The sequence below is a fragment of the Ruminococcus sp. AM42-11 genome (genome assembly GCF_003480145.1).
GTDB classification, from domain to species: domain Bacteria; phylum Bacillota; class Clostridia; order Lachnospirales; family Lachnospiraceae; genus Blautia_A; species Blautia_A faecis.
Genome location: NZ_QUIO01000037.1, coordinates 1 through 14,143, shown reverse-complemented (window position 1 = coordinate 14,143; position 14,143 = coordinate 1). Strand labels below are relative to the sequence as shown.

Here is a 14,143-nt window from a genome sequence, read left to right as displayed (position 1 = left end):
AAACGCAATCTGTTACCTTCGTCTGACTATTTTGCTTTCCTGGTAATAGCGTTCCTTGTTCTTATACATTCTTTCATCTGCTTCTTTGGCAATGTCATAGATGTTATCCCATTCTTTCTCAGAACTGAAAACATATCCCCATGAGATTGTCATAGAATCCACCAGTTTCCCATGCCATTGTGCAACACGCCGGTCAAAGCTTTCTATTATGCTTTGAAATTCCTTTGTATTTCCGGTGATGATCACAACAAACTCATCTCCTCCGATTCTGTAGACATTTCCATACTTTCCAAAACTTTCCCTCATACAATCGGCCGCTGCACATATAAGTTCATCGCCTGCAGCATGTCCAAGAGAATCATTTGTGTGTTTCAGGTTATTAAGATCCATGGAAATATATATCCATTCTTCACGGAGATCAAGCTTGTTTATCCCTTCTTCGTATGCATGTCGGTTAAAGCATCTTGTTAGTTCATCTGTGTTTGATATGTACAGCAGTTTTTCTTTTTCATATTTTTCTTTCATAACTCTTGAAAGCATGTAGAACATACAGCAGGAAGCCAATACAAGATACACGCCAACTATGAGAACCGCTAAAATATTCCCTTGCCGATAAAAGGAACTGTCTATAGTTACAGCAACAATATAGTTATCATACTGACTGAGTAAACATTTGCAGCTTTTTCCACCTATCCTTATGAGTCGGACATCTGTCTCGCCGCTTTTTTTATCAGATGATACAACAAGCCCTTCCAGTTTCACACCTATCTGTCTGGAATCCGTAGCACCTTTTACAATTTTGGTCTCAGAGTCTGCCACGAAAATTTCGATTCCCTTATAAACAGGCATATCACTTACTACAGCGGAGATTTCGTTTTGCTTTAGTTCTTTAAGCAGACGCTTTGGTTCGATGCCGATCTGGATCATTCTGGTACCGGCTTCGTTCCATGTAATGGCATACATCAGTTCCTTTCCTTCAGCGGTATTCGGAGTAACATCCTGACACATGGTAAGCTTTTTATCTGTAAGCATAGGCTTAAAATATTCCATCTGCTCTCCGGAGTCAAAACTGAAGCCATAGTATTTAGGCAAAGTACCACTGTAGATATATCCGTTTTTATCAAACAGATGAATTTCGTCTACTAATATCAAATCTGCTATTTTCTGCAATTCTTCTACATCATATTCCACCTGTGGTTTTGCATCTATAATATAGGATACAGCCTTTGCTCTTACTATATAATCGTCCTTTAGCGATTCGATGAGTCCATTTTCACTATCATCATTTTTATTGAGCACGGTGATAACACGATCCAGCAGTACTTTTGACATCCTGTATGTATTACTGTCATTGACATACTTTAAAATTCCGGCTTCAAGCAATAATGCAATCGCAATGGTTGCAAACGCTAAAAAAACAAGCTTTTTTTTCTTCATAAATATATTTTATCATAATTTCCATATGTAAACCATACATAATTTGCATGAATTTTCTCCGAAATTACCGTTCGGTTACTGTTCACTCCGTTCACAGTAACGCGCTTCGCGATGCACAGAAATCATGCATTCGCATGATTTCGCGCCGCAATTCTCGGGTTTTCTGTGAACTTTGTTCACAAAAAACGCCTCGCGGAATGCTACCAGTGAACAGTAACACCGTTCGTTACTGCTCACTCCATTCACAGTAATGCGCTTTGCGATGCACAAAAAGACGAACCTTCTTGTGACAAGCACAAGAAGTAGCGTTCACAACCTGGCCGGCAACTCATAAGATTTTTTTGTTATGTAAACCAATCATACTCGCCTAATTGCCTTTCAAAAACTGTTGAATATGATACCTTCTTATTGTCACGAGCAAAAAAATTACCTCATCTCGTGCGCATAATTCCCCCATATTTTCACATACTATCCATACACTACAAAATATGGAAACCCACAAAACAAACAAGCTCTATAGTGTGTTTAAAAAAGTCAATTGTTTCCCACAATTGCATCATAAAGTACAGGAGGAACAGATAAATGAAAGCCACAGGAATCGTAAGAAGAATAGATGATCTGGGCCGGGTGGTCATCCCAAAAGAAATCCGTCGGACCCTGCGAATCAAAGAAGGTACCCCACTTGAAATTTTCACCGACCGTGAAGGTGAAATCATTCTGAAAAAATACTCCCCAATCGGAGAGCTTAGCCTTTTTGCAAAAGAATACGCCGAGTCCCTCTCCCATTCCACCGGCATGCTTTCCTGCATCACCGACACGACCAGGTAGTAGCTGCTGCCGGTCCGGGAAGTAAGGAATTCATTGGAAAATTGATCAGCAGCCAGCTGGAAGCTGTTATCAATGACAGAGAAGCCAAATGTCTTAGTGCCAAAGACCGTGGCAAAGTCCCTGTGGTGGATGAACAGCCAGCTCCATCCACATCCCAGGTCATCCAGCCCATCATAGCCGCCGGAGATGCTATTGGCAGTGTCATCCTCATGGGAAAAACCGACAAAGACATTCCCGGTGCCAGCGAAAAGCTTCTGGCGCAGACTGCTGCCGGGTTTCTTGGACGGCAGATGGAACAATAATTTTGTTATCGCTGCAGTCAACGTCTCGATAGAGCCTGTTTGAAAAATCATTCCCGCAATCTGCCAGTGAACAGAAACTAAAAAACTGCTGTATCCATTTAGCCCCTCTTCAAAGTCCATTAAATGGTACAGCAGTTTTCGAATTTATATACCTCAACAATCCTGTTCTGTTTTCTCTTCAGATACAGTGCTACCCTGCTTGCCCTGATCCCGCATCTTCTGCCTCTGCCTGGTAATATCAAAATACTCCGGCGAAATAATCCCACGGGCAACCAGTGCATCAAAAACCTCCTTCTGCGACCGCGTCATCACCATACCCACAGTTGAATTATAATCTGTAAGCACACATCCTGTCTTCTCGATCATCCAGAACAGTGCCGAATCATTCTCCGGGATCATCTTCCAAATCTCCTTCTCCGGATATGGCAAAAGCGCCATCATGGTCTGAAGATGGCCCTTCTCCTCAATCAATCTGTAATCCCCATCCGGCATAATGACTCCATCTGAGAAATTCGGAATCTGATCAGCTTTCTGCAAAAGCTCCTCTGTAATCTTCACCACAAGTTACCCCCTGTAAATTATTTTTTAACGGACATGTCGCCTGTCGGCGACATCACCATATATGAAAGTCAGCTGTTCCGCGCCTATGGCGCTCCCACAGCTGCCGACATCATTTATTTTTCACAGCACCGCACATGTTTTCCCCTATTATACCATGCCGCTTATATAAGTGCCACCAATTTAAATTTTCTCATTTTCATGAATTAATGAATAACCTCCAATTTTCTGGACACCCTATAAATACAGACAGGTACAACAGCTGTGAACAGAATGTATGTAGAGGTGAAAAGAATATGAGGAAAAACAGAACAGCAAAATTTATTTTCAACGGCGCTCTCCTTGCAGTTATGGCAGTTCTCGGAGTGACCGCTTACCAGGTTGCAAACAAACCAGAACATATTCAGGAAGTGCTTCCATTGGAAAGCACCAAGGAAAATGACACTGCCAAAGCAGATGGAGCCAACTCAACTGATGATTCGTCCCTTGCAGAAGCAGGTACTAACATGGTAGAAGCAGATTTGGACGGAATTTCCGATACCGGAATCCTAGACAGTGAGTCTTTGATAAACGAATCAGATAATTCATCCGCAACAGACATGGCAAGCCTTGACAATACCGTGGACTTAACCAATTCTGCTGACATTAACGATACCGCTGATATTTCCAGCTCCTCTGACATTGGAGAAAGTACCAGCGTAAACGCCCAGATCTCCCTGCACAAAGGACCGGAAATCAACTTCTCGGAAGATACATTAATGGAGTGGCCGGTAAACGGACATGTTCTCATTGATTACAGCATGGATCAGAGTGTTTACTTCCCAACTCTGGATCAGTATAAACTGAGCCCTGCGATTTCCGTACAAGCAGTGGAAGGTGCCCCTGTAGTTTCCGCAGTAAACGGAACCGTATATTCGATTGAAAATAATGCCCAAACTGGCACTACCGTCACCATGGAGCTTGGAAACGGCTACCAGGCAATCTATGGTCAGCTTACTGATCTGGACGTTGCTGAAGGCGATACCGTCACCAAAGGTTCCATCATAGGCTATGTCGCAGCTCCTACCATTTATTACAGCGAAGAAGGCAGTAACCTGTACTTCGCCATGAAAAAAGACGGAGAACCAATCGACCCGATCACGTATCTGCCGTAAAAAAATTCAGTCCATGAAATATCAACATTCACAAAAGTAAAAAAACAACGTATAATAAAGCAGGTGGGAAAATCCGCAGTCGGTGCCTATGTCCTACCTGCTTTTTTCCAGTCCTTCCAGGCAGCTAAGAGCCCTGGACCCACTCTAACATTCTTTTGGACTGCAAATAATATACCAGCTTACCGATTGCTTTTTATAAAAATAAGGAGCATTGTCAGCCAGTTAACAGCATGACGATACTCCTTTACATAAATATTTATTTAATTCCTAAACGGACATGTCGCCTGTTGGCAACATCACCATATATGAAAGTCAGCTGTTCCGCGCCTATAGCGCTCCCACAGCTGCCGACCGCATTCGTAATCCGGGCTATCACCCTACTTACTCATACGCTCTAGCCCGTCCGATATCCAATAATTCGCTCATGCAAGCATGGCTCATTCTTGGCTGCCGTCCGGGACTTTCATAGTAAAACATTAAGAACTTTCACCTTACACCCCAAAAAGGAGCCCCATGAATTACACCTACATCGTCCAGTGTGCCGACGGTACTCTTTACACCGGATGGACAAACTGTCTGGAAAAGCGCCTGAAAGCCCACAACAGCGGCAAAAACGGAGCCAAATACACCAAAACCAAACGTCCGGTAACTCTTGTCTACTACGAAGGCTACGCCACCAAAGAAGAAGCCATGAGCCGGGAATATGCAATCAAACAATTAACCCGGGCGAAAAAATTAGCCTGATGGAATTTTAAAGGAGGTCACAGTTCCCTCTAAATATTAAAAGTTATTAAAAAACTTGTCTAAAATATTTTACCTTACCATATCATCAAATCGGCATATTCGCCACAAAACAATACATCACAATAAAATGACACGCGCTTCCCAGCATAATAAATACGTGGAAAATCTCATGTGACCCAAAATTCTTATGTTTCGCATTAAAGATGGGAAGCTTCAGTGCATAGATCACACCGCCAATCGTATAAATAATTCCCCCCGCCAGCAGCCAGCCAAATCCAGCCTTAGGCAATGCATGAATAATTGGCATGAACGCAAGCACACACAACCAGCCCATTCCAATATACAGCACAGAAGAAATCCATTTCGGACAAGTCACCCAGAATGCCTTAAATACAATTCCCAGAATTGCTGTCGCCCACACAAGTGCGCAAAGTATATATCCAATCTTGTTATGAAGAACAATCAGGCACACCGGCGTATAGCTTCCAGCGATCATTACAAAGATCATCATATGATCCAGCTTCTTCAGTCTGCGGTTCACCTTCGCCGTAGAATCAACGGAATGATAAAGAGTACTTGCCGCATAAAGCAGCATCATCGTAAGAATAAACACTCCCAGTGCCACAATATGAATATGATCGCTCCACTCTGACGAGCGAATCAATAAAGGCGCTGCTCCCACTGCTGCCAGAAGAAAAGCAATCCCATGTGTAATCGCACTTCCCGGATCTTTTAATTTAAATTTCATGATAGCACCTCCTAGAACTTTTCCAAAGCAACTTTGCAAGCAATCAGTTTGATCCCTGAGCTGCAATGTTTTTGCAAACTTTATCATGTAGTTTTAATTACTATGTCATCAAGTATGTGTTATACTATAACACTTTTTTTGAAAAATTCAAGGGGTTTTATAAAACTTTTATAATAAAAGTAATTTTTCGATTTTCAGCAACATTTTTCACCTCTCCATCTCCATCACTGTCTCAACCTCCATCTCCGGAAAATATGTCTCCAATATCTCCTCCCAGCCACTCCCTTTCTTCGCCATCTCATTCCCCCCATACTGGGAAAATCCAATTCCATGTCCTTTTCCTTTGCATAAAAAGCGCACCATTTTTCCTACTTTCTGCACTGAAAAATCTGCGGAAGCCAGATGCATGCCCTGGCGAAAAGTCTCACCCTCAAGCCAGTTTCCATCAGCTGTCAGCGCAGTCACATAACCGGCACTATCTCGCTTTTTGACCACCAGCTTCGCAGGAAGCTGACTGGCAGGCACATATGTACTGTTTACATAATCTGGTGCCTCCCTGTCCTGACTACTTTCCACTGATTTCAGATAGCCATAATCTGCACTGTGAAAAACCTCTTTCCCATCCCTGGTTTTACCGCTGCTGATCTCATGATAGGGAACTAATTTCAGCTTTCCATTATATGTAAGAACCTGCCCGACTGTTGCCTCTGCCGCTGCTCCATACTGCTGCAGCTTATCCACCGCACTCAGTAATTTCCAGACACCTCCATACCCAACAACAAAACTCCTGCCACTATTTAATTCTGCTATTCGGAAAGATAACACCTCTTCATCTTCTGTCGCAGCTGTCATTTGCTCAACTCTTCTTTCCCTGTTTTTCCCTGCGATACTTTCACTTACTTCATCCAGAATTTCTCCTTCACTTTCCCCCTCCTCCAGCCGCCTGTACACCTCCGACCTTGCAATCACCGCCTGAGCTTTCACCGCTTCCTCCGCATAATCCCCTTTCATCTGTACCATCAACATCAGCGGAACCATATCCTCCACCCCCGGAGAATGCAGTAAAAGTGCTTTATCAGCCCCATTCAAGGCAATTGTACACATATACGGTAGTAATAAAATGAATGGAATAAACAGCCCTGAAGAATAAAAGCTCCGAAACCATTTTCTCATATATTTCCTGCCCTTTGCCATTGCTTAAAAATAATTGGCATACCTGATGTTCCAGGTTTCAGGAATCTTTCTCGCTTTGCCCGCATAAGCAACAGCTCTCCTGTCTATCTCATTTCTCCTTATTATATGCACAATTGCAAAAACTTATTAACCGTAGTATACTGTACCCATTGTTGCGCAGACACGGTAACAAAGCGTGTAACTGCTAATTTTCAAAGTAAATATAACGGAGGTTTTTCATGGCCGCACTCTTTCTCGCACCCCTATACATCCTGATCAATGCATACGTTGTCCGTTGGATGATACGATGGATGGGCGCCTGTCACAGACTTTTTCAGACAATGGCATTTCGCGCTTCCTTTATAGGAGTTTACATAATATTAGCAACAGCCCTGCTCACCGGCTTTCTCATCAAAAAGCCGGCCAACCTGCACCGTATTCTCAAGCATACAGGTAACTATTTTCTCGGAACTTTCATCTATATTCTGCTGGTAATCGCTGTCGTTGATTTTGGCCGTCTGATACTGAAATACATATTCCATGCCCCGTTTATCGGGCACCGCAGCACTTTCGTCATCACAGGCCTGATCTGCACCATACTGATCATCAGCCTCAGTGTTTACGGAATCCTTCATGTAACCCATGTGAAAACTACACCTTATGAGATAAACGTTGAAAAAACAGTTGACGGCATGGATTCCCTGAAAATAGTCCTTCTCGCTGATACCCATTTCGGCTACAGCATGGGAACCGCCCAGGCAAAACGAATTGTGAAAAAGATCAATACTGAAAATCCAGATGTAGTCTGTATCGCAGGTGATATTTTCGATAATGAATATGACGCCATTTCCAAACCAGATAAATTAAAAGAAATTTTAAAAGGAATTAAGTCCAAATATGGAGTTTATGCCTGCTGGGGCAATCACGACCTGAACGAACCAATTCTGGCAGGTTTCACCTTCAACGGAACAGAAGATAACTACAATGATCCCAGAATGGAAGAATTTCTTACAGACGCAGGAATTCACCTGCTAGACGATGAATCTGTTCTGATCGACAACAAATTTTATATTGTCGGCCGCCGGGATGCCTCCCGCTGTGAAAAAGTAGAAGGCTCCAGAGCCACTCCGGCCCAGCTTACCGAATCGCTGGACCAGGGAAAACCAATTATTTTCATTGACCATCAGCCAAAAGAATTAGACGAGACAGCTGCTGCCGGTGTTGACCTTGACCTTTGTGGTCACACCCATGACGGCCAGATTTTCCCCGGAAACCTGATTATCCATCTATTCTGGGAAAATTCCTGTGGCTACCTTCGAAAAGGAACTATGCACAACATTGTCACTTCCGGGGCCGGGATCTGGGGTCCGAACATGAGAGTCGGCACCAACAGCGAAATCTGTCCGATTACAGTTCATTTTAACAATTAATGTAACTATACCACAGATACTATACCGCGAGATGTTTTCGTGAACATAGTTCACAGTTACCAATTAATTTTTCAAATATTGCCGTTTCAGATTTTAAGCCATTCCAACCATGCTTCACTGTATTTATATACAGAGCCAACCATCACATATCCACCTGACAATATAGGTTTTATAGTTACATTAAATCAACCGATTATGCCCCTACGGACTGCCTCTGCACCCCCATCGTTCCATGCAAGGCAGTCCTTTCTCATGTGAAACATCCCGTATCCGATTTCCCCTTCTTCCTCGCAGCCCAGCCCTTTCCACTAAAGCCTGTCCACGCTTCACCACATCTATTCCTTCCAGCATCTTTCCCTGGAAAAATCTTCCCACTATACCTTTTTCATATATCTCATAAGCTTCATGCGCGCCCAGCTCCCAGCCAGTCACCACACTCAGCCATCCATTCATCCTTACAGCCAGTCCGCCGATTCCATCAATCAGTCCCTTTATTCCCTGCATACCCCGTCCATTTTCACTCATCACTCCCATGAAAAAACAAGTCACCACGGTCATCACCATATTGAAACGTTCTTTCAAACTGAATTTATTTTCCCGGTTGAAATATTTTTTCAATAATCTCATAAAGGCCCTCCTTCTTGTCATGCCTGTCCAAAATCCAAAAGCTTATCACCGCTGCTGTCTCCTAATGCAATTAACTTTGTACCATTTCGGGCACTTTTTCTGCCTCCGGCAGACTGCACGGACAGCTCACAGCAAACAGCCGCCAGAATATGTTTGAAAAAACTCCTCTGCGAACTGCGCACTTTTCGTGATTGTGCAGGTTCTAGAGCGTGTTTGAAAAAGGCTTTCTGCAAGATGTGCGTCACAATTTGTGGGAGATTTTGTCCGGATGAAGGCGCCGTAGCGGGCTACGGCAACTGAATTCGGGCAAAATATACCGCAAAGTGGGGCGTGCAGATTGCGGGAATGATTTTTCAAACAGGCTCTAGTAATATTTATGTCTGCCAATACAACCCATAGAACCATTTTTTATAAATTTTCCCCATTTCACCCCTTATTGACACACTTGTCCCCCACTGCTACAATAACCCTAACAACAACTTTTACCGCTTTCCCAAAGAAAGGAGCACCTTATGGCAAAAGAACAGATTGCAGTTGCAGAACTGATTACAAACATTATTCTGGGAAAAACGGACGGAGCCAGCCGGGTAGATTTCTTCCCGCAAAAGCCTAAATTTCCATTTGACAAACCATACGAGCAGCCATTTCCCCGCGCCACGCCGGAGAGCCAGGGTATTTCCTCTGACATGCTGGCCGACCTGCTGCGGGATCTGGACACTTCACACTATACAGACATGCACCATTTCATGGTTCTCCGAAATGGAAAGGTCATCTGCGAGGCCAATTTTGCCCCCTACCGCAGCCGGATCTGGCACGTGACCCATTCCATGTGCAAAAGCATCACCGGCATGGCAATTGGTCTTCTGGTTGAGGAAGGCAAGCTTTCTCTGGACGAGAACATTTACGACATTTTCCAGAAAAAGCTGAACACCTTTAACAAGATTTTCCGCCCTAAAGTCACTGTAGAAAATCTTCTCACAATGACCAGCGGCGTCACTTTCAACGAATCCGGGATCGTCTCTGGAAACGACTGGCTCACCAGCTACCTGAATTCTTCCATCAGCGGCACCCCCGGGGAAAATTTCCAGTACAACAGCCTGAATACCTACGTTCTGTCCGCCATCGTCACGGAACGCACCGGCCAGTCACTTACCGAATACCTGGAACCACGGCTTTTCGCTCCCCTTGGAATCACCCGATATTTCTGGGAAACCTGCCCTAAGGGCATTACCAAAGGCGGCTGGGGACTTTTCCTCTGCACCGAAGACATGGCAAAATTAGGTCAGCTTTATCTACAAAAAGGTAAATGGAACGGTCAACAGATTATCCCGGAATTCTGGGTTGAAGTCTCCACCGCCAAGCATAAGGAAAGCATTGAAGGTACTTTCGGCTATGGCTACCAGCTGTGGATGGAAGCCCGCCCGGGCAGCTTTGAATTCAATGGAATGCTTGGTCAGAATGTAATCGTTTACCCTGACATGAACATGGTAGTCGTCACAAACGCCGGAAATAACGAACTTTTCCAGAACTGCGTCATGCTGAACATTATCCGCAAGCATTTTCCGCGCAACTTTCATCCTGCAGATATTCTGCCTGAAAACCCATGTGCCCAGACACTCCTGAACCGCCTGACTGCCGAGCTTGAAAACGGCACTCACGCGCCTCAGACACTTCCAGCCCTCCGAAAAGGCGGCTGGAAAAAAAATCCATCTAGGCTCCGCCACAGTACTAACACCAGACCGAATACCTGGAATTACGTGAAAGGACTTCCTGAACCGAATCCTTACCAGTTCACCCAACAGCTTGATGGCAAAATTTTTGAACTTTCTCCACAGAGCATTGGTCTTTTCCCGCTGTTTATCCAGATTTTCCACAATAATATGACGGAAGGTGTGCAAAAGATTTCATTCGCCTGTGAAAAAGGCAATTTCTCCGTAAACTTTCTGGAATCCGGCGAATGGCACAGCATCCCGACCGGACTTGGAAAATTCAAAGAATCCTGGCTTACCCTCCACGAGGAAAGCTATCTGATTGCAGCCTCCGGAGATTTCACTACAGATGAAAACGGAACCGCCGTCCTAAAGCTGGACTTCACTTTCCTTGAAGAATGTGTTCGAAGAAAAATCAACATTTTCTTCCTGCCTGAAGATGAAATTCTCATCCGCTGGTACGAAACACCAGGCAAAGGCATGATCATGGAAGGTCTGGAATCCATCACCGAAGAAATCTCCAACAACTTTCTCTATGGAGCCTTCAAGGGAACAGGCGGCCTGGAGCTCCTTCACAGGGTAATGGAACAGACTATTGAACCGGTTTCGCATGGGTATCTGGTGACACCTGCTGAAGTGGCTCCGGAACAGGGATCAGTTTCATCCTTAAATGAATCAGATTGCAGAGAACTTTCAGCAGAACCCAGTGAAATAACGACCACTTCCTATTCTACAGAAAGTTTGTAATGCACCATATATCGCACTTTAATAGCAATAAAATTTTTTTCGACCAAATATGCGGTCAATCAGGAGGTACCCCATGATTTCCCAGGAAAAACGCTTAATCATCACCTTTCGCTGCACCACCGACGCCATCGCCATGGAGAAATCCTGCAAAGCCACTGGTGCTCCAGGAAGACTGATTCCGGTTCCAAGAAGTATCTCTGCCAGCTGCGGACTTTCCTGGTGTGCGCCCCCCACAAGCCGCACTGCCCTTGAGAAACTACTTCAGGAGCAAGACCTGGATCCAGAGGGCATATATGAGTGTATAATTTAATTATTAAACAGGCTCTAGAGCGTGTCTGAAAAAGGCTTTCTGCAAGATGTGCGTCACACTTTGTGGGAGATTTCGCCCGGATGAGGGCGCCGTAGCGGGCTACGGCAACTGAATTCGGGCGAAATCTCCCGCAAAGTGGGATGTGCAGATTGCGGGAATGATTTTTCAAACAGGCTCTAATGCAGTACAAATTAATTTTCAGCATTACTCACGCAATATATTAAAAATTTACTGTGTCAGAGTATCCATTACTTAATATATGCTGTATTATAGAGTCTGTTAAAAAATATCAATTCAAAAAATACAATATAGATAGTAGGAGGAATTACACATGGAAACCAAAACATTTGATGCAAGAGGAATGGCCTGCCCACTCCCAGTTGTAAACGCAAAGAAAGAATCCGAAGAAATGACAAATGGCGGCACCCTTATCATTCTCGTTGACAATGAAATTGCCGTCCAGAACCTTACCAAATTCGGCAACAGCAAAGGCTTCACAGTCTCTTCTGAGAAAAAAACAGAGAAAGATTTCACCGTAACCTTCCAGATTCCGGAAAACAGCACAACCTCAACACCAGCAGCTGAATCTGCCGTTCCCGCCTGCACCCCGGATTCCAAGAAACATGGTCTTGTAGCCGTCCTTTCCGCCAATACCATGGGAAATGGTGAAGAACAGCTTGGAAAGATTCTTATGAAATCCTTCATTTTCGCTCTCACCAAACAGGATCAGCTCCCAGAGATCATTCTGTGCTACAACTCTGGAGCATCCCTTACCTGCGAAGACTCCGATTCCCTGGAAGATCTGAAATCTTTGGAAGCCGAGGGTGTAAAGATTCTCACCTGCGGTACCTGCCTTGATTTCTATGGTTTAAAAGAAAAACTGGCAGTTGGTGGCGTTACTAATATGTACGAAATTGTAGAAATTATGGAAAGCGCAGGAACTATCGTGCGCCCATAATAATTACTGTTTACTCCGTTCACAAAATACCTTGCAGAACATTACCAGTGAACAATAAACCTATAATTCTCTAAATAACTTCTAAATAATGAAAATCCACGCTTTAAAATCACTAATTTTCTCAGTAATCAAATTTTGGGCCTTAAGAAAATTTCAAAATTAAAGCGTGGATTTTTACTATTATATGAGACATATCTGAGACATCTTATTTTCAATGGGATACAAATGGGACATATGCTTGGGATTAATTAGAGCGTGTTTGAAAAAGGCTTTCTGCAAGATGTGCGTCACAATTTGTGGGAGATTTTGTCCGGATGAGGGCGTCGTAGCGGTCTACGACAACCGAATTCGGGCAAAATATACCGCAAAGTGGGGCGTGCAGATTGCAGGAATGCTTTTTCAAACACGCTCTAGAATTATTTAAGAATTATAAGAAAATATAAAAAGACCGGAAACCCTCATAAATAAAGAATTTCCGGCATTTCTTGAAGTGAAGCATCGGGGATTCGAACCCCGGACAACTTGATTAAAAGTCAAGTGCTCTACCAACTGAGCTAATGCTCCATATTAAATTTGTCATATATTTCACATCTTAAACGCCAAGTTTTTTTCTAAACAACCTTCGGCATTTAAAATGCCCAGAGCCGGAATCGAACCAGCGACACGAGGATTTTCAGTCCTCTGCTCTACCAACTGAGCTATCTGGGCATAAGTAGCGGGAATAGGATTTGAACCTATGACCTTCGGTTATGAGCCCGACGAGCTTCCAGACTGCTCCATCCCGCGATATATTCTTTTAAAACCAAAAGCCGATGATCGGACTCGAACCGATAACCTGCTGATTACAAATCAGCTGCTCTGCCAATTGAGCCACATCGGCACGTAACCACTGGCTACAACAGATGAATTATATTCATCAAATGGATGGAGAAGGATTCGAACCTTCGAAGGCATCGCCAGCAGATTTACAGTCTGTCCCCTTTGGCCACTCGGGAATCCATCCATATGGGACCTATAGGGCTCGAACCTATGACCCTCTGCTTGTAAGGCAGATGCTCTCCCAGCTGAGCTAAGATCCCACAATATTTAATTGTTGTTGATTTTCATCAACAGCGACCCGGAAGAGACTCGAACTCTCGACCTCCGCCGTGACAGGGCGGCGCTCCAACCAACTGAGCCACCGGGCCAAACAAAGGTTTGCACCTTCAAAACTACATACATGTTACATCCTAATGGAATCATTTTACAACCTTGCGATTGTTGGTCAAGCCCTCACCCTATTAGTAACAGTCAGCTTCATGCATTACTGCACTTCCACCCCTGCCCTATCTACCTCGTCGTCTTCAAGGGGGTTTACTTCTTTCGAATGGGACATCTCATCTTGAGGGGGGCTTCACGCTTAGATGCCTTCAGCGTTT

13 protein-coding genes, 7 tRNA genes, 1 rRNA gene and 5 pseudogenes are annotated in these 14,143 nt (G+C 44.0%); 9 read left to right on the top strand and 17 right to left on the bottom strand.

The genetic code is table 11. The annotated features are described in order from the left end of the window. Window positions 1–12: 12 nt before the first annotated feature. On the bottom strand, window positions 13–1,437 hold the full coding sequence (locus DW904_RS17650) for a GGDEF domain-containing protein (protein WP_118583193.1): 1,425 nt from the start codon (window positions 1,435–1,437) through the stop codon (window positions 13–15). Between the two features lie 582 nt (window positions 1,438–2,019). On the opposite strand from DW904_RS17650, the pseudogene spoVT reads away from it, so the two are divergent. Then, window positions 2,020–2,567 (top strand): annotated as a pseudogene (gene spoVT, locus DW904_RS24640) (stage V sporulation protein T). Window positions 2,568–2,720: 153 nt separating this feature from the next. Here the strand turns inward: spoVT and DW904_RS17640 are convergent. Continuing rightward, entirely contained in the window at window positions 2,721–3,128 is a 408-nt protein-coding gene (locus DW904_RS17640) for a hypothetical protein (RefSeq protein WP_226837975.1), read from the bottom strand. 293 nt (window positions 3,129–3,421) lie between these two features. Here DW904_RS17640 and DW904_RS17635 point away from each other — a divergent pair, with 293 nt between their 5' ends. After that, the gene (locus tag DW904_RS17635) at window positions 3,422–4,279 is read left to right on the top strand and encodes a M23 family metallopeptidase (protein WP_118583191.1); all 858 of its coding nucleotides are present in this window, start codon (window positions 3,422–3,424) and stop codon (window positions 4,277–4,279) included. Window positions 4,280–4,792: 513 nt separating this feature from the next. Beyond that, on the top strand, window positions 4,793–5,023 hold the full coding sequence (locus DW904_RS17630) for a GIY-YIG nuclease family protein (protein WP_118583189.1): 231 nt from the start codon (window positions 4,793–4,795) through the stop codon (window positions 5,021–5,023). Window positions 5,024–5,108: 85 nt separating this feature from the next. Here the strand turns inward: DW904_RS17630 and DW904_RS17625 are convergent, their stop codons facing one another. The 3 genes from DW904_RS17625 to DW904_RS25920 all read right to left on the bottom strand — a co-directional run bounded on the left by DW904_RS17625 (window position 5,109) and on the right by DW904_RS25920 (window position 7,588). Then, on the bottom strand, window positions 5,109–5,771 hold the full coding sequence (locus tag DW904_RS17625; protein WP_118583187.1) for a hemolysin III family protein: 663 nt from the start codon (window positions 5,769–5,771) through the stop codon (window positions 5,109–5,111). Between the two features lie 207 nt (window positions 5,772–5,978). Beyond that, a complete protein-coding gene (locus DW904_RS17620) occupies window positions 5,979–6,944 on the bottom strand; it encodes a SpoIID/LytB domain-containing protein (RefSeq protein ID WP_118583186.1) in 966 nt (321 codons plus the stop codon). A 380-nt stretch (window positions 6,945–7,324) separates the two neighbouring features. Continuing rightward, on the bottom strand, window positions 7,325–7,588 hold the full coding sequence (locus DW904_RS25920) for a hypothetical protein (RefSeq protein WP_313720459.1): 264 nt from the start codon (window positions 7,586–7,588) through the stop codon (window positions 7,325–7,327). Here DW904_RS25920 and DW904_RS17615 point away from each other — a divergent pair, their 5' ends adjacent. Continuing rightward, entirely contained in the window at window positions 7,589–8,374 is a 786-nt protein-coding gene (locus DW904_RS17615) for a metallophosphoesterase (RefSeq protein ID WP_330608472.1), read from the top strand. A gap of 201 nt (window positions 8,375–8,575) precedes the next feature. Here DW904_RS17615 and DW904_RS17610 read toward each other — a convergent pair whose 3' ends face one another. Together DW904_RS17610 and DW904_RS25915 are read right to left on the bottom strand one after the other, a co-directional pair. Further along, complete coding sequence (locus tag DW904_RS17610) at window positions 8,576–9,001, bottom strand: hypothetical protein (RefSeq protein WP_118583182.1); 426 nt, start codon at window positions 8,999–9,001, stop codon at window positions 8,576–8,578. A 126-nt stretch (window positions 9,002–9,127) separates the two neighbouring features. Continuing rightward, window positions 9,128–9,298, bottom strand: a pseudogene (locus DW904_RS25915) (DUF6783 domain-containing protein); the annotation flags it as partial. Here DW904_RS25915 and DW904_RS25910 point away from each other — a divergent pair. The 3 genes and pseudogenes from DW904_RS25910 (at window position 9,236) to DW904_RS17595 (ending at window position 11,767) form a co-directional block, all read left to right on the top strand. Continuing rightward, window positions 9,236–9,400, top strand: a pseudogene (locus DW904_RS25910) (DUF6783 domain-containing protein). The pseudogenes DW904_RS25915 and DW904_RS25910 sit on opposite strands and share 63 nt — an antisense overlap. A 113-nt stretch (window positions 9,401–9,513) precedes the next feature. Then, complete coding sequence (locus DW904_RS17600; protein ID WP_118583178.1) at window positions 9,514–11,457, top strand: serine hydrolase; 1,944 nt, start codon at window positions 9,514–9,516, stop codon at window positions 11,455–11,457. A 73-nt stretch (window positions 11,458–11,530) separates the two neighbouring features. Then, window positions 11,531–11,767, top strand: a complete 237-nt coding sequence (locus DW904_RS17595) for a DUF3343 domain-containing protein (RefSeq protein WP_118583176.1) — start codon at window positions 11,531–11,533, stop codon at window positions 11,765–11,767. A 16-nt stretch (window positions 11,768–11,783) separates the two neighbouring features. On the opposite strand, the pseudogene DW904_RS25905 reads toward DW904_RS17595, so the two are convergent. After that, a pseudogene (locus DW904_RS25905) lies at window positions 11,784–11,972 on the bottom strand (DUF6783 domain-containing protein); the annotation flags it as partial. A 126-nt stretch (window positions 11,973–12,098) separates the two neighbouring features. On the opposite strand from DW904_RS25905, the gene yedF reads away from it, so the two are divergent. Then, window positions 12,099–12,725 carry a sulfurtransferase-like selenium metabolism protein YedF gene (gene yedF / locus DW904_RS17590; RefSeq protein ID WP_118583174.1) on the top strand — a complete coding sequence of 209 codons (627 nt, stop codon included), beginning with the start codon at window positions 12,099–12,101 and terminating at the stop codon, window positions 12,723–12,725. A 244-nt stretch (window positions 12,726–12,969) separates the two neighbouring features. Here yedF and DW904_RS25900 read toward each other — a convergent pair whose 3' ends face one another. Beyond that, the gene (locus DW904_RS25900; protein WP_347562197.1) at window positions 12,970–13,086 is read right to left on the bottom strand and encodes a DUF6783 domain-containing protein; all 117 of its coding nucleotides are present in this window, start codon (window positions 13,084–13,086) and stop codon (window positions 12,970–12,972) included. Between DW904_RS25900 and DW904_RS25895 the strand changes: the two are divergent. Continuing rightward, window positions 13,045–13,149 (top strand): annotated as a pseudogene (locus DW904_RS25895) (DUF6783 domain-containing protein); the annotation flags it as partial. The gene DW904_RS25900 and the pseudogene DW904_RS25895 sit on opposite strands and share 42 nt — an antisense overlap. 67 nt (window positions 13,150–13,216) lie before the next feature. Here the strand turns inward: DW904_RS25895 and DW904_RS17585 are convergent. The 8 genes from DW904_RS17585 to DW904_RS17550 form a co-directional block, all read right to left on the bottom strand. Further along, window positions 13,217–13,289 (bottom strand) — tRNA-Lys (locus DW904_RS17585). 71 nt (window positions 13,290–13,360) lie between these two features. Then, window positions 13,361–13,433, bottom strand: a tRNA-Phe gene (locus DW904_RS17580). A 5-nt stretch (window positions 13,434–13,438) separates the two neighbouring features. Beyond that, window positions 13,439–13,511: transfer RNA gene (locus DW904_RS17575), tRNA-OTHER, on the bottom strand. 21 nt (window positions 13,512–13,532) lie between these two features. Next, a tRNA-Thr gene (locus tag DW904_RS17570) sits at window positions 13,533–13,605 on the bottom strand. A 41-nt stretch (window positions 13,606–13,646) separates the two neighbouring features. Beyond that, window positions 13,647–13,728 (bottom strand) — tRNA-Tyr (locus DW904_RS17565). A gap of 3 nt (window positions 13,729–13,731) precedes the next feature. After that, a tRNA-Val gene (locus DW904_RS17560) sits at window positions 13,732–13,804 on the bottom strand. Window positions 13,805–13,838: 34 nt separating this feature from the next. Continuing rightward, window positions 13,839–13,912: transfer RNA gene (locus DW904_RS17555), tRNA-Asp, on the bottom strand. A gap of 73 nt (window positions 13,913–13,985) precedes the next feature. After that, a 23S ribosomal RNA gene (locus tag DW904_RS17550) occupies window positions 13,986–14,143 on the bottom strand; the annotation flags it as partial.

Excerpts from the sequence above, each read along its gene's own strand:
- DW904_RS17650 (WP_118583193.1), bottom strand. The coding sequence starts at position 1,437 with ATGAAGAAAAAAAAGCTTGTTTTTTTAGCGTTTGCAACCATTGCGATT.
- DW904_RS17635 (WP_118583191.1), top strand. The coding sequence starts at position 3,422 with ATGAGGAAAAACAGAACAGCAAAATTTATTTTCAACGGCGCTCTCCTT.
- DW904_RS17630 (WP_118583189.1), top strand. The coding sequence starts at position 4,793 with ATGAATTACACCTACATCGTCCAGTGTGCCGACGGTACTCTTTACACC.
- DW904_RS17625 (WP_118583187.1), bottom strand. The coding sequence starts at position 5,771 with ATGAAATTTAAATTAAAAGATCCGGGAAGTGCGATTACACATGGGATT.
- DW904_RS17620 (WP_118583186.1), bottom strand. The coding sequence starts at position 6,944 with ATGAGAAAATGGTTTCGGAGCTTTTATTCTTCAGGGCTGTTTATTCCA.
- DW904_RS25920 (WP_313720459.1), bottom strand. The coding sequence starts at position 7,588 with ATGGGTTACATGAAGGATTCCGTAAACACTGAGGCTGATGATCAGTAT.
- DW904_RS17610 (WP_118583182.1), bottom strand. The coding sequence starts at position 9,001 with ATGAGATTATTGAAAAAATATTTCAACCGGGAAAATAAATTCAGTTTG.
- DW904_RS17600 (WP_118583178.1), top strand. The coding sequence starts at position 9,514 with ATGGCAAAAGAACAGATTGCAGTTGCAGAACTGATTACAAACATTATT.
- DW904_RS17595 (WP_118583176.1), top strand. The coding sequence starts at position 11,531 with ATGATTTCCCAGGAAAAACGCTTAATCATCACCTTTCGCTGCACCACC.
- yedF (WP_118583174.1), top strand. The coding sequence starts at position 12,099 with ATGGAAACCAAAACATTTGATGCAAGAGGAATGGCCTGCCCACTCCCA.